The 13,576-nt window shown below is 54.6% G+C and carries 16 protein-coding genes; 3 read left to right on the top strand and 13 right to left on the bottom strand.

Annotated elements, in window-relative coordinates; translation table 11 throughout:
* The 9 genes from ACOTX5_RS14365 to fkpA form a co-directional block, all read right to left on the bottom strand.
* Nucleotides 1-679 (bottom strand): GTP-binding protein (locus ACOTX5_RS14365; protein ID WP_214577642.1); only part of this gene is annotated, 679 nt, incomplete at its 3' end.
* Between the two features lie 69 nt (nucleotides 680-748).
* On the bottom strand, nucleotides 749-2,863 hold the full coding sequence (fusA, locus tag ACOTX5_RS14360) for an elongation factor G (protein WP_006812195.1): 2,115 nt from the start codon (nucleotides 2,861-2,863) through the stop codon (nucleotides 749-751).
* 96 nt (nucleotides 2,864-2,959) lie between these two features.
* The gene (gene rpsG, locus ACOTX5_RS14355; protein ID WP_003861706.1) at nucleotides 2,960-3,430 is read right to left on the bottom strand and encodes a 30S ribosomal protein S7; all 471 of its coding nucleotides are present in this window, start codon (nucleotides 3,428-3,430) and stop codon (nucleotides 2,960-2,962) included.
* Nucleotides 3,431-3,526: 96 nt separating this feature from the next.
* Nucleotides 3,527-3,901 (bottom strand): 30S ribosomal protein S12, encoded by a 375-nt coding sequence (gene rpsL / locus ACOTX5_RS14350; RefSeq protein WP_000246815.1) that lies wholly within the window; start codon nucleotides 3,899-3,901, stop codon nucleotides 3,527-3,529.
* Nucleotides 3,902-4,025: 124 nt separating this feature from the next.
* Nucleotides 4,026-4,313 carry a sulfurtransferase complex subunit TusB gene (gene tusB, locus ACOTX5_RS14345; protein ID WP_045910887.1) on the bottom strand — a complete coding sequence of 96 codons (288 nt, stop codon included), beginning with the start codon at nucleotides 4,311-4,313 and terminating at the stop codon, nucleotides 4,026-4,028.
* 7 nt (nucleotides 4,314-4,320) lie between these two features.
* Nucleotides 4,321-4,680: a sulfurtransferase complex subunit TusC gene (tusC, locus tag ACOTX5_RS14340; protein WP_023295521.1), complete on the bottom strand. Its 360-nt coding sequence runs from the start codon at nucleotides 4,678-4,680 to the stop codon at nucleotides 4,321-4,323.
* Nucleotides 4,680-5,066 carry a sulfurtransferase complex subunit TusD gene (gene tusD, locus ACOTX5_RS14335; RefSeq protein WP_045910888.1) on the bottom strand — a complete coding sequence of 129 codons (387 nt, stop codon included), beginning with the start codon at nucleotides 5,064-5,066 and terminating at the stop codon, nucleotides 4,680-4,682. The genes tusC and tusD overlap by 1 nt, the downstream gene beginning before the upstream one ends.
* On the bottom strand, nucleotides 5,066-5,788 hold the full coding sequence (locus ACOTX5_RS14330) for a helix-turn-helix transcriptional regulator (RefSeq protein ID WP_003861697.1): 723 nt from the start codon (nucleotides 5,786-5,788) through the stop codon (nucleotides 5,066-5,068). The genes tusD and ACOTX5_RS14330 overlap by 1 nt, the downstream gene beginning before the upstream one ends.
* Before the next feature lie 167 nt (nucleotides 5,789-5,955).
* Nucleotides 5,956-6,774, bottom strand: a complete 819-nt coding sequence (gene fkpA, locus ACOTX5_RS14325; RefSeq protein ID WP_003861695.1) for an FKBP-type peptidyl-prolyl cis-trans isomerase — start codon at nucleotides 6,772-6,774, stop codon at nucleotides 5,956-5,958.
* 238 nt (nucleotides 6,775-7,012) lie between these two features.
* Between fkpA and ACOTX5_RS14320 the strand changes: the two genes are divergently transcribed.
* Entirely contained in the window at nucleotides 7,013-7,231 is a 219-nt protein-coding gene (locus ACOTX5_RS14320; RefSeq protein ID WP_003861693.1) for a protein SlyX, read from the top strand.
* 51 nt (nucleotides 7,232-7,282) lie between these two features.
* Here ACOTX5_RS14320 and slyD read toward each other — a convergent pair whose 3' ends face one another.
* The 4 genes from slyD to kefG all read right to left on the bottom strand — a co-directional run bounded on the left by slyD (nucleotide 7,283) and on the right by kefG (nucleotide 10,538).
* Nucleotides 7,283-7,873: a peptidylprolyl isomerase gene (slyD, locus tag ACOTX5_RS14315; protein WP_003861691.1), complete on the bottom strand. Its 591-nt coding sequence runs from the start codon at nucleotides 7,871-7,873 to the stop codon at nucleotides 7,283-7,285.
* Nucleotides 7,874-7,967: 94 nt separating this feature from the next.
* The gene (locus ACOTX5_RS14310) at nucleotides 7,968-8,168 is read right to left on the bottom strand and encodes a YheV family putative zinc ribbon protein (RefSeq protein WP_003861689.1); all 201 of its coding nucleotides are present in this window, start codon (nucleotides 8,166-8,168) and stop codon (nucleotides 7,968-7,970) included.
* A gap of 13 nt (nucleotides 8,169-8,181) precedes the next feature.
* Nucleotides 8,182-9,987 (bottom strand): glutathione-regulated potassium-efflux system protein KefB, encoded by a 1,806-nt coding sequence (gene kefB, locus ACOTX5_RS14305; protein WP_017384173.1) that lies wholly within the window; start codon nucleotides 9,985-9,987, stop codon nucleotides 8,182-8,184.
* The gene (kefG, locus tag ACOTX5_RS14300) at nucleotides 9,987-10,538 is read right to left on the bottom strand and encodes a glutathione-regulated potassium-efflux system ancillary protein KefG (RefSeq protein ID WP_003861686.1); all 552 of its coding nucleotides are present in this window, start codon (nucleotides 10,536-10,538) and stop codon (nucleotides 9,987-9,989) included. Before kefG ends, kefB begins: the two co-directional genes overlap by 1 nt.
* A gap of 132 nt (nucleotides 10,539-10,670) precedes the next feature.
* Between kefG and ACOTX5_RS14295 the strand changes: the two genes are divergently transcribed.
* Both ACOTX5_RS14295 and ACOTX5_RS14290 read left to right on the top strand, forming a co-directional pair.
* The gene (locus ACOTX5_RS14295) at nucleotides 10,671-12,575 is read left to right on the top strand and encodes an ABC transporter ATP-binding protein (protein WP_045910889.1); all 1,905 of its coding nucleotides are present in this window, start codon (nucleotides 10,671-10,673) and stop codon (nucleotides 12,573-12,575) included.
* Between the two features lie 15 nt (nucleotides 12,576-12,590).
* Nucleotides 12,591-13,523: a LysR substrate-binding domain-containing protein gene (locus ACOTX5_RS14290; RefSeq protein ID WP_033488045.1), complete on the top strand. Its 933-nt coding sequence runs from the start codon at nucleotides 12,591-12,593 to the stop codon at nucleotides 13,521-13,523.
* The last annotated feature ends 53 nt before the right edge of the window (nucleotides 13,524-13,576 follow it).

The raw sequence follows: 13,576 nt of genomic DNA, 5'->3' as shown, positions 1-13,576 counted from the left end.
CGGTACCACGACCGGAGATGGAGAATACGTCTTCGATTGGCAGCAGGAATGGCTTGTCAATCGCACGCTCTGGTTCTGGGATGTAAGAATCCAGGTAGCCAGCCAGTTCGATGATTTTCTCTTCCCACTCTGCTTCGCCTTCCAGCGCTTTCAGCGCGGAACCACGAACGATTGGAGTGTCGTCGCCTGGGAAATCGTACTGAGACAGCAGTTCACGAACTTCCATCTCTACCAGTTCCAGCAGCTCTTCGTCATCAACCATGTCACATTTGTTCAGGAACACGATGATGAAAGGAACGCCTACCTGACGACCCAGCAGGATGTGCTCACGAGTCTGAGGCATAGGGCCGTCAGTCGCAGCAACAACCAGGATCGCGCCGTCCATCTGCGCAGCACCGGTGATCATGTTTTTAACATAGTCGGCGTGGCCTGGGCAGTCTACGTGTGCGTAGTGGCGAGTCGGGGTGTCATACTCAACGTGAGAGGTGTTGATGGTGATACCACGAGCTTTTTCTTCTGGTGCGTTATCGATCTGGTCGAAAGCACGAGCAGCACCGCCGTAGGTTTTAGCCAGTACGGTGGTGATTGCAGCAGTCAGGGTAGTTTTACCATGGTCAACGTGGCCGATAGTACCAACGTTGACGTGCGGTTTTGTACGTTCAAATTTTTCTTTAGACACGGCTATATTCCTTACTATAGTGCTCTCCCCTTCGGAGAGAGCACGGGACTTAGGTTTTAATCCTGTGGATTACTTACCACGGGCTTCGATAACGGCCTGAGCAACGTTGTTCGGCGCATCATCATACTTCAGGAATTCCATAGTGTATGATGCACGACCTTTGGTCAGAGAACGCAGCTGAGTTGCATATCCGAACATTTCAGACAGCGGAACTTCAGCGTGGATCTTAACGCCAGTTACTTCGGATTCCTGACCACGCAGCATACCGCGACGACGGCTCAAGTCACCGATAACGTCACCGGTGTTCTCTTCAGGAGTTTCTACTTCAACCTTCATGATCGGCTCAAGCAGAACTGGTTTTGCTTTCTTAAAGCCTTCTTTAAAGGCAATAGACGCAGCCAGTTTAAACGCCAGTTCAGAGGAGTCAACGTCGTGGTAAGAACCGAAGTGCAGACGAACACCCATGTCTACAACCGGGTAACCAGCCAGAGGACCAGCTTTCAGCTGCTCCTGGATGCCTTTATCAACGGCAGGGATGTATTCGCCAGGAATTACACCACCTTTGATGTCGTTGATGAACTCGTAACCTTTAGGGTTAGAGCCCGGCTCCAGTGGGTACATGTCGATCACAACGTGACCGTACTGACCGCGACCACCAGACTGCTTAGCGTGTTTACCTTCAACATCGGTAACTTTCGCGCGAATCGCTTCGCGGTAAGCAACCTGAGGTTTACCCACGTTCGCTTCAACGTTGAATTCACGCTTCATACGGTCAACGATGATGTCCAGGTGCAGTTCACCCATACCAGCGATGATGGTCTGGTTAGATTCTTCATCAGTCCATACGCGGAATGATGGGTCTTCTTTCGCCAGACGGCCCAGAGCCAGACCCATTTTTTCCTGGTCAGCTTTGGTTTTTGGTTCAACTGCGATGGAGATTACCGGCTCAGGGAATTCCATACGCTCCAGAATGATCGGGTGATCCGGGTCACACAGGGTGTCACCAGTGGTCACGTCTTTCAGACCGATAGCAGCAGCGATGTCGCCCGCACGAACTTCTTTGATCTCTTCACGTTTGTTAGCGTGCATCTGTACGATACGGCCAAAACGTTCACGCGCCGCTTTCACGGAGTTCAGGATGGTGTCACCGGAGTTAACCACACCAGAGTAAACGCGGAAGAAGGTCAGGTTACCCACGAATGGGTCGGTAGCAATTTTGAACGCCAGTGCAGAGAACGGCTCGTCATCACTTGCGTGACGCTCAGCCGGAGTATCTTTACCGTCGTCCAGGATGCCGTTGATCGCAGGAACGTCAACCGGGGATGGCAGGTAGTCAACTACCGCATCCAGCATCGCCTGAACACCTTTGTTCTTGAACGCAGAACCACAGGTTACCAGGATGATTTCGTTGTTCAGAACGCGCTGACGCAGAGCAGATTTGATCTCTTGCTCAGACAGTTCTTCACCACCCAGGTATTTCTCCATCAGCTCTTCAGAAGCTTCTGCTGCGGATTCGATCAGGTTCTGGTGCCATTCGTCAGCCAGGTCCTGCATCTCTGCCGGGATATCTTCGTATTCGAAGGTAACGCCCGCATCTGCTTCGTTCCAGTTGATGGCTTTCATTTTCACCAGGTCGATAACGCCGGTGAAACCTTCTTCAGCACCAATTGCCAGCTGAAGCGGAACAGGGTTCGCGCCCAGACGGGTTTTGATCTGGCCAACAACTTTCAGGAAGTTAGCACCCATACGGTCCATTTTGTTAACGAACGCGATGCGTGGAACTTTATATTTGTTTGCCTGACGCCATACGGTTTCAGACTGTGGCTGAACACCACCAACTGCGCAATAAACCATTACCGCGCCGTCAAGAACACGCATGGAACGTTCTACTTCGATGGTGAAGTCAACGTGCCCTGGGGTGTCGATGATGTTTACGCGATGCGGTTCGTACTGCTTAGCCATACCTGACCAGAATGCAGTAGTCGCTGCGGAGGTGATAGTAATACCACGCTCCTGCTCCTGTTCCATCCAGTCCATGGTGGCTGCGCCGTCATGAACTTCACCGATTTTATGGTTTACACCGGTGTAGAACAGAATACGTTCGGTAGTAGTGGTTTTACCGGCGTCGATGTGCGCACTGATACCGATGTTACGGTAGCGTGCGATGGGTGTTGTACGAGCCATTTGATTCCTCGTTTATATCTTTAGGCGTTCAGTTAAGTTACCCAGAGCGGGCGGCTTCTCTGAAGCGCCCGCCTGGTGACTACGACTCCGAAGGGATTACCAACGGTAGTGTGCGAACGCCTTGTTGGCTTCTGCCATACGGTGAACGTCTTCACGTTTCTTAACTGCGGTACCTTTGTTTTCCGCAGCATCAGAAAGTTCGTTCGCCAGACGCAGAGCCATGGATTTATCACCGCGTTTACGAGCAGCTTCAACGATCCAACGCATTGCCAGAGCATTACGACGAACCGGACGAACTTCAACTGGAACCTGATAAGTAGAACCACCAACGCGGCGAGACTTAACTTCTACAGTCGGGCGCACGTTGTCGAGAGCGACTTCGAAGGCTTCCAGTTCATTTTTACCAGAACGCTGAGCCAGGGTCTCCAGCGCGCTGTATACGATTGCTTCTGCGGTAGATTTTTTACCATCTACCATCAGGATATTTACAAATTTTGCCAGCAGTTCTGATCCGAATTTCGGATCTGGAAGAATTTTACGCTGACCAATGACGCGACGACGTGGCATGGGATTACTCCGTTGTTAATTCAGGATTGTCCAAAACTCTACGAGTTTAGTTTGACATTAAGATAAATCAGTTTGGCCTTACTTAACGGAGAACCATTAAGCCTTAGGACGCTTCACGCCGTACTTGGAGCGAGCCTGCTTACGGTCTTTAACACCTGAGCAGTCCAGCGCACCACGAACGGTGTGGTAACGAACACCCGGAAGGTCTTTAACACGACCGCCACGGATCAGGATCACGGAGTGCTCCTGAAGGTTGTGACCTTCACCACCGATGTAGGAAGTCACTTCGAAACCGTTAGTCAAACGCACACGGCATACTTTACGCAGTGCGGAGTTTGGTTTTTTAGGAGTGGTGGTATATACACGAGTACATACGCCACGTTTCTGCGGGCAGGCTTCCAGCGCAGGCACGTTGCTTTTTGCAACTTTGCGTGCACGTGGTTTGCGTACCAGCTGGTTAACTGTTGCCATTAAATAGCTCCTGGTTTTAGCTTTTGCTTCGTAAACACGTAATAAAACGACCTCATACAATATGAGGACGCGAAATTTTAGGGCTACGTCGAAAAGGTGTCAAGAAATATACAGCGATCTCAAATCACCAGTTCATTTGACTGGCGTGCGTCACAGTAAGATTGACGAAATCAGTATAGCCAACCACGTCAACTTTGGATGAAATTTGACCAGAAAGACCCCGCGCATCCAGATCCTCTTTCAGCGCAGAGACTGTTATGGGGGCATTCGCGAGGATTTCAACAAAACGGCTGCCTTCAAGCGCCGCGAGCACGCCATCCTGAATCAGCAGCAGATCATCACCTTCGCGCAGCATGCTCAGTAACGTGTCGATATCGCATTGCCACGGTGAACGGCTCAGGGTATGGAGCATGACAGCCTCAGAAAGTCAGAACGGTATCGTAGTGAGAGAGTTGTTCGCGCAGCGCAGCAGATGTCAGGATTGTCACGTCCAGCACGAACGGTGTTTTCTCGTTTAACCCACGCGCGGCCAGCGAGTCGGCGCACACATAGAAGGTTCCAATGTCATAGAGCGGCAGAACTTTAAAGGTCGCAATGTAGTCGCGCGCAAGAATGGCCTGCGGTTGTTGGCCTGCCAGAAGCTGGAATACGCCATCGCCTAAAAAGAAGACGCCGATATCTTCGGTTAAAGCCGATGTCGCGAGCAATGCATCCAGCCCTTCCCGGCCTGAAGCGCTGCCATGCGGCGCAGAAGTAAAAACAAACGCTACGCGCTTCATCAAAATTGCACCATTCTGTCGCAGGTCAACGCCGCCTGTGCCAGGGCACCCAGTCCGCTGAGCGAAAAGCCCGGTTGCAGGTTAGCCCCCGCCAGACCAAGGCGTTCGGCTTCGGTCGCATCCGTCACGCCGCGACGCAGTGCCGCCGCGACGCAGATATGCAGGTCAACGCCCTGCGTTTCGTTTAATTTTTGCCAGGCGCGCACGAGGTCAAACTCATCGCTCGCCGGAGACGTAAACTGGTTCGCGTTATATACGCCTTCGCGATAAAAGAAGACGCTTGCCAGTTCATGACCGGCATCAAGCAGCGCATGGGCAAACTGTAGCGCGCTGCTGGCCTGCTGGGTACCGTACGCCGGGCCCGTCACCATTAACGCAAAACGCATTACTTGTCTTGTCCCAGGAAGTCACCGCTTTTGAACTGGCGAATATAGAGGTAAACCGTGTGTTTGGAGATATTCAGGCGATCGGCCACCTGGTTGATGGCATCTTTGATATCAAAAATCCCTTTCTCATAGAGGTTCAGGACGATCTGACGATTCTTGGCGTTGTTGGATACGTTGCGATCGGCATTCACCTCTTCAATGGTGAACTCCAGCGTCTGGGTCACGAGATCCTCAACCGAAGAAGCAAAGTTCACCGATGAGCCCACGTCCGGCGTTTCGGGCGGGATGAAGGTGCTCATGATTTGCGAGAATGGCACATCAAGGTTCATGTTGATGCACAGCAAACCGATTACCCGGTGTTCGCGATTTCGAATCGCGATCGTTTCTGATTTCATCAGCACGCCACTTTTGGCGCGGGTGAAATAGCATTTTGAGACGCTGCTGTCCGCGCCGGTCATGTCATGCAACATACGCAATGCAAGGTCGGTGATTGGCGAGCCAATTTTACGGCCAGTGTGCTCGCCATTCGCAATGCGGATAGCGGAACACTTAAGATCTTGCAGGGAATGCAATACGATTTCGCAGTGGGAACCAATGAGCATCGCTAACCCGTCCACTACCGCTTCATAGGATTTCAGAATATCGAAGTCGGTCTGGTCAAATGGACGTTGATCCAGCAAATCAAGTTCACTGGTTTCGTTGGTTAAAAGCGACCTGGACATGAAAAAAACACTCCTTTTCAGGAGCCTGTCGTTAGGTTTTCAGGGCAGGCTCATTATCTACACGGACAACTAAATTAATACAGCGTGTATAACGCTTTCCAGTGTTAATTATATCTGCCCCGCAATAAAAAAACCGCCGCCTGTAAAGGCGGCGGTTTTTTTCAGGATTACTTCTTAGCTGCTGCGGCTTTGTCGTCAGCCGGTGCGTCTGTTTTCGCATCCGCTTTCGGCGCCGGTTTGATGTCCAGCAGTTCTACATCAAATACCAGCGTGGAGTTAGCCGGGATACCCGGAACGCCGGTTTTGCCGTAAGCCAGATCCGGTGGGATGACCAGCTTGATTTTACCGCCTTTCTTGATGTTCTTCAGGCCTTCGGTCCAGCCCGGGATCACACCATCCAGACGGAAGGAGAGAGGCTCACCACGGGTATAAGAGTTATCGAACTCTTTACCGTCGATCAGCGTACCTTTGTAGTTCACCACAACGGTGTCGCTGTCTTTAGGCGCGTCGCCGGTACCTTCTTTCTCAACTTTATAGATCAGGCCAGTAGAAGACGTTTTAACGCCTTTCTCTTTAGCGAACTTGTCGCGGTAGGCTTTGCCTTTCGCTTCGTTATCTTTAGCGTCTGCTTCCATCTTGGTCTGAGCGGCGCCTTTCACGCGCGCTTCAAACGCTTGCAGAGTCTGCTCGATTTCCTGGTCAGACAGTTTGCTCTTGTCTGCGAACGCATCCTGAACCCCTGCGATCAGCTGGTTTTTGTCCAGTTTGATGCCCAGTTTCTCTTGTTCTTTCAGAGAGTTTTCCATGTAACGACCCAGAGACGCGCCAAGTGCGTAGGCGGATTTCTGGTCGTCATTTTTGAATGCCGCTTTGCTGTCTGTAGTCGCAGCAGGCTTCGCAGCAGTATCAGCAGCGAAAGACAGCGGCGCATTGAGCGCTACAGCCATAGTGGTCGCCAGCAGCGTAACTTTAAACAGTGATTTCATCCATATCTCCAGGACCTGAGGTCTCTCACCCCAGTGTTAAACGTAAATGAGTGACGTACTATAAAACGTTGCGGAAGAAATCTACAGACAGACTCCCCCGAATGTCGCTTCTTTTCAGACTATTTTTGTTTAAATAAGTTTCTTGTCAGGGAGATGGATACTGTACTTAAGGAAAAAGTCAGCTAAACTTCGCCGCCGCTGGTCCATTATGGCGAATGAGAGATAAACGAGGTGAATGATGAAGGATACAACGATCGAAGCGAGACTGGCTGAGCTGGAAAGCCGCCTGGCTTTTCAGGACATCACCATCGAAGAACTGAACCAGACCGTGACGGCCCATGAGCTTGAAATGGCAAAACTGCGCGATCACATGCGCCTGCTGACGGAAAAGCTGAAGGCCACGCAGCCGTCAAACATTGCCTCTCAGTCAGAAGAGACACCACCACCTCATTATTGAGGCGTAAAAAAAGCGGGATTATCCCGCTTTTTTATTTTCCGGAGTACGGAATCAGTGGCAACCGCAGCCGCCGTTACCGCAACCACCTTTACCGTGGCCGTGGTCATGACCATGGTCGTGGCCGTGACCACCGCAGCAGCCATCGTGGCCGTGATCGTGGTCATGATCGTGACCGTGCGCACCGTGAACGTGGCCATGAGCCAGCTCTTCTTCGGTCGCTTCACGGATCGCAACAACTTCTACGTTGAACTTCAGGTTCTGACCCGCCAGCATGTGGTTGCCGTCAACCACAACGTGGTCGTCTTCCACTTCAGTGATTTCAACCGGAACCGGACCCTGGTCAGTTTCCGCCAGGAAGCGCATGCCAACCTGCAACTCGTCAACGCCCATGAATACGTCTTTAGGAACGCGCTGAACCAGGTTGTCATCATACTGACCGTAAGCGTCGTTCGCGCCTACAGCAACGTCGAATTTGTCGCCAACTTCATGGCCTTCCAGCGCCGTTTCCAGGCCGGAAATCAGGGAACCGTGACCATGCAGGTAGTCCAGCGGCGCACTCACCGGAGACTCATCAACCAACACACCGTCTTCTGTACGTACCTGATAGGCCAGGCTGACCACCAGGTCTTTTGCTACTTTCATGATATCTCCTGAGCGTGGGAAAATTGCTGGCGCAGATTGTAGCGGAAATCTGCACCCGTGTACCCTTAAGCTTAAAAAAACTCAGAGCATATCGCTAGTCTGGATGAAAAATGCCGATCACTTGCTCTTCTTTGCGAACGTGATCGCGGGCTTCTTTATCGGCCTCACGCATCTGGTGACCGCACTTAACACATTCAACGATATCGATATTATTTTCACGCCACATGGCCAGCGTATCTTGCGCCTGGCAGGATGGGCATTTTGCGCCCGCGATAAAGCGTTTACGTACAGCCATCTTTCGTTACCCTTTATTCAAATTCATCCCAGCCGTCGAGCTGGCGTCGTTCCTGTTGCATCTCACGCTGGAAGATCTCCTCCAGTTCGCGACGCGCTTCCCGCACGCGGGAGATCTGCGCCGTGTCGCTGTGCACGGGCATCAGTTCACGCAGCATTCGCATATCCAGCCGGCGGAAATGCATCTGGGCGCGTTGCGCCTGGTGAGGATGCATACCCAGCGAAACCAGCGCCTTGCGTCCCAGCTCCAGCGCGCTGGAGAAGGTTTCGCGGGAGAAGTGTTTCACACCCGCCTGCAAAAGTTCGTGAGCCTCCACACGTCCACGCGCACGCGCCAGAATATGCAGATGCGGGAAATGCTGCTGGCACAGCTCCACCAGCTTCATCGTGTCTTCCGGATCGTTGCAGGTGATGACGATGGACTCCGCAGCCTCTGCCCCCGCCGAGCGCAACAGCTCAAGCTGCGTCGCATCGCCGTAGTACACCTTATAACCATATTTGCGCATCAGGTTGACGGCGCTGATATCGCGCTCCAGCACCGTGATGCGCATTTTATTCGCCATCAACAGGCGACCAATCACCTGTCCGAAGCGACCAAAGCCCACGACGATCACCTGCGGTTTATCATCTTCCACCCACGGCGCTTCGTCTTCATCGTCTGCGGGATTCAGGCGGCGCGACAGCAGTTTGTCCACCAGCTTCATCAGCAGCGGGGTGGTCATCATCGACAGCGTAACCGTCACCAGCAGCAGCGCCATCTGGTCATCTTTGAACAGCTTCTGAGACGACGCCGTGGAAAACAGCACAAACGCAAATTCTCCACCCTGGCTTAACACGCTGGAAAACTGCATTCTTTCCGAGCTGCGCAGCCCGTAAATCCTCGCGAGGACATACAGCACCAGCGTTTTGACCGCCACCAGCACGGCGACACTCGCAATAACCCACAGCAGATGGGTATAGAGCACGCCAAGATTAAGCGCCATACCCACCGAGATAAAGAACAGCCCTAACAGCAGCCCCTTAAACGGATCGATGGCGGTCTCCAGCTCGTGGCGGTACTCGCTTTCCGCAAGCAGCACCCCGGCGATAAACGTCCCGAGCGCCATCGACAGCCCCAGCGCATCCATAAACAGCGCTGAGCCAAGCACCAGCAGCAGCGTTGCGGCGGTGAATACCTCGCGCACGCCGGATGCGGCAATAAACCGGAATACCGGACGCAGTAAAAACCGTCCGCCGATCAGCATCCCCGCGAAGGCCAGCACCTTCATGGAGATCTTCATCCAGTCGAAATGATCGTCTCCGGAGCCCGCCAGCAGCGGCACCAGCGCCAGCGCCGGGATCACCGCTAAATCCTGGAACAGCAGCACCGAAAAACCCAGCTGCCCCGCCTCGTTGCGGTTCATCCCTTTGTCGCGCATCAGCTGAAGCGCCATCGCCGTCGACGACATCGCAAGACCGATCCCGCCAATCACCGCGGCCTGCCAGGAAAACTGCGTCAACATCAGCAGTCCCGCGAGAATGGCCGCGCTGAGTAACACCTGCGCCGCCCCGACGCCAAAAATAGATTGCCGCAGTTGCCACAGCTTGGCGGGGTTCAGCTCCAGCCCGATGATAAACATCAGGAAGACCACGCCCAGCTCGGAGAAGTGGAGAATTTCATCCACATCGCTGATAAACCCAAGCCCCCAGGGGCCAATGGCGATCCCCGCCAGCAAATAGCCCAGCACCGCGCCAATGCCGAGACGCGCGGCAAGCGGGACCGCGACGACGGCGGCAAACAAAAACAGCACCCCGGCAAGGAGTAAATTCGAACCGTCCATTAGCGTCCTCCCGCCGGAATCGGTGACGCCAGCCATTCGCCATAGGCCCTGGCATGGCTCGCCAGTGCTTTCGGATCCTGCCGCCGTGCCCAGTAGATAATAATCGGGCTCATCCAGTGCATACGGCACATCGCCGCCGTCAGCTCAAACGGCCGCAGAATGTCGCTCATGGGGTAACGGTTCAGCCCGTCGTGACGGTAAGCGCTTTCCGGCTCACCGGTGGTAATGACACTCCGCCAGTACTTTCCCGCCAGCTGGTTGCCCCCCACCCCGCTGGAGAAGCCCCGGCTCAGCACGCGGTCCAGCCACTCTTTGAGCAGCGCCGGACAGCTGTAGGTATAAAGCGGATGCTGGAACACAATCACGTCGTGCTGACGCAGCAGTTCCTGCTCGTAAGGAATATCGATAAAAAAATCAGGATAGTGCGCGTAGAGATCGTGCACCGTTACGTTACTGAGCTGTGTGGCCGGCTTAAGCAGCACCCGGTTCGCCACCGAGTCCTGTGATTCCGGATGGGCATACAGCAGCAGCACTTTCGCTGTCTGAGACATCACTCCCCTCCCGGTTCTGTTTTTGTGTATTGTTGTCGTTTTGGGCTACCATGGCGGCCCGGTGGGGAAAATGGCCCACACCTTACATTATCATAATGACAAATTAACATAGTCGGAACATACGGCGCTTCTATGATTGTTTTCTCCTCGTTACAAATTCGTCGCGGCGTGCGCGTCCTGCTGGATAACGCGACTGCTACCATCAACCCGGGCCAGAAAGTGGGGCTGGTCGGCAAAAACGGCTGCGGTAAATCCACCCTGCTGGCGCTGCTGAAAAACGAGATAAGCGCGGATGGCGGTAACTTTACCTTCCCGGGCAACTGGCAGCTCGCCTGGGTGAACCAGGAGACGCCCGCGCTGAGCGAACCCGCGCTCGACTATGTTATCGACGGCGATCGTGAATACCGCAAGCTCGAAGCGGAGCTCAACGCCGCCAACGAACGTAACGACGGCCACGCCATCGCCACCGTCCACGGCAAGCTGGACGCCATCGATGCCTGGACCATTCGCTCCCGTGCCTCCAGCCTGCTGCACGGTCTGGGTTTCAGCAACGAACAGCTTGAACGCCCGGTGAGCGATTTCTCGGGCGGCTGGCGCATGCGCCTTAACCTGGCCCAGGCGCTGATCTGCCGCTCCGACCTTTTGCTGCTCGATGAACCAACCAACCACCTCGATCTTGATGCGGTTATTTGGCTGGAGAAGTGGCTCAAGAGCTATCAGGGCACTCTGATTCTGATCTCCCACGACCGCGACTTCCTCGATCCGGTAGTGGATAAAATCATTCATATCGAACAGCAAAGCATGTTCGAATACACCGGCAACTACAGCTCTTTCGAGCGCCAGCGCGCGACGCGCCTTGCCCAGCAGCAGGCGATGTATGAAAGCCAGCAGCAGCGCGTGGCGCACCTGCAAAGCTTTGTGGATCGCTTCAAGGCCAAGGCGTCAAAAGCCAAGCAGGCGCAGAGCCGCATCAAGATGCTGGAACGCATGGAGATGATCGCCCCGGCGCACGTGGATAACCCGTTCCACTTCAGCTTCCGCGAGCCGGAGAGCCTGCCGAACCCGCTGCTGAAAATGGAAAAAGTGAGCGCGGGCTATGGCGATCGCATTATCCTCGACTCTATCAAGCTCAACCTGGTGCCAGGTTCACGCATTGGTCTGCTGGGACGTAACGGCGCCGGTAAATCGACGCTGATCAAGCTGCTGGCGGGCGAGCTTAACCCGGTCAGCGGCGAAATCGGCCTGGCGAAAGGCATCAAGCTTGGTTACTTCGCCCAGCATCAGCTGGAATTTTTACGCGCGGATGAATCGCCGATCCAGCACCTGGCGCGCCTGGCGCCGCAGGAGATGGAGCAGAAGCTGCGCGACTACCTCGGCGGCTTTGGCTTCCAGGGCGATAAGGTGACTGAAAACACCGAGCGCTTCTCCGGCGGCGAAAAGGCCCGTCTGGTGCTGGCGCTGATCGTCTGGCAGCGTCCAAACCTGCTGCTGCTTGATGAACCGACCAACCACCTCGATCTCGACATGCGCCAGGCGCTGACCGAAGCGCTGATAGAGTTCGAAGGGGCGCTGGTTGTCGTATCGCACGACCGCCACCTGATCCGCTCCACCACCGACGATCTCTACCTGGTGCACGGTGGCAAAGTGGAGCCGTTCGACGGCGATCTGGAAGATTACCAGCAGTGGCTGACGGACGTGCAGAAGCAGGAAAACCAGCCGGAAGAGTCAGCGAAAGACAACGCCAACAGCGCCCAGGCGCGTAAAGACCAGAAGCGCCGTGAAGCGGAACTGCGCACCCAGACGCAGCCGCTGCGTAAAGAGATTGCCCGTCTCGAAAAAGAGATGGAGAAGCTCAACGCCACGCTTGCTGCCGTCGAAGAGAAGCTGGGCGACAGCGAACTGTACAATCAGAGCCGCAAAGCGGAGCTGACGGACTGTCTGCAAACTCAGGCGAAAACCAAATCCAGCCTCGAAGAGTGCGAAATGGCATGGCTGGACGCGCAGGAACAGCTGGAAGCGATGCTGCAAGCCGACTAACACGCCGGGAGGGTTATGGGCTTCGATACCACGAGCGAGATTACATTCCGTAAGCTCAGCATCTTCATGACGTTCATGGAGAAGGGCAATATCGCACGTACCGCCGAAACGCTCGGCCTGAGCGGTGTCAGCGTGCACCGCGCGCTGCATACCCTCGAAGAGAACGTCCGCTGCCCGCTCTTTGCTCACAAAGGGCGTAACCTGATTGCCCTCCCCTCCGCGTGGACGCTGCTGGAGTATTGTCAGGAGGTGATGCAGGTGATGGAGCGCGGGCTGGAAGAGTCGCGCAAGATCGCCGGTATCGGCCAGGGACGGTTGCGCGTCGGCACGCTCTACTCGCTGACGCTGGAAACCGTGCCGCGCCTGATAATGGGCATGAAGCTGCGCCGTCCGGATCTGGAGATGGATCTGACGATGGGCTCGAACGAAACCCTGCTCCATATGCTGGATGAGGGATCGCTGGATGCGATTTTAATCTCTATTTCCGAAAGCGATATCGACCGTAACAGCCTCGAAGTGCTTCCCCTGTTCCATGACGATATTTTCCTTGCCGCACCGGCCTCTGCCACGCTGAATACCCACGGGCCAGCGGATCTCCGCGATTACAAAGATCAGAAATTTGTCGCGCTTGCAGAAGGCTTTGCGACCTACGCCGGGTTCCAGGAAGCGTTCCATATCGCCGGTTTCGAGCCGGAGATTGTGACGCGCGTAAACGATATCTTCTCGATGCTGAGTCTGGTGCAGGCGGGGGTCGGGTTTACGCTGATGCCGGGCAGGATGAAGAAAGTGTATGAAAATTCGGTACAGCTACTGAAGCTGGCGCAGCCGTACCAGATGCAGCAGCTGATTGCGATCGTCTTTGCCCGCAACCGCGAGCAGGATCCGAGCCTGCGGGCATTGGCCGCGGAAGGGCGGATGTATGCGAGAAGTTTGCAGGATAGTGCCTGATGTTATTGCCCGGTGGCGGCTGCGCCTTACCGGGCCTACTCCCGAATTGTAGG

The sequence above is a fragment of the Enterobacter cloacae complex sp. IR5441 genome (genome assembly GCF_049238215.1).
GTDB lineage: Bacteria > Pseudomonadota > Gammaproteobacteria > Enterobacterales > Enterobacteriaceae > Enterobacter > Enterobacter hormaechei_C.
Note: the sequence above shows the minus strand (reverse complement) of the source record. Positions and strands in the feature narration are given on the sequence as shown.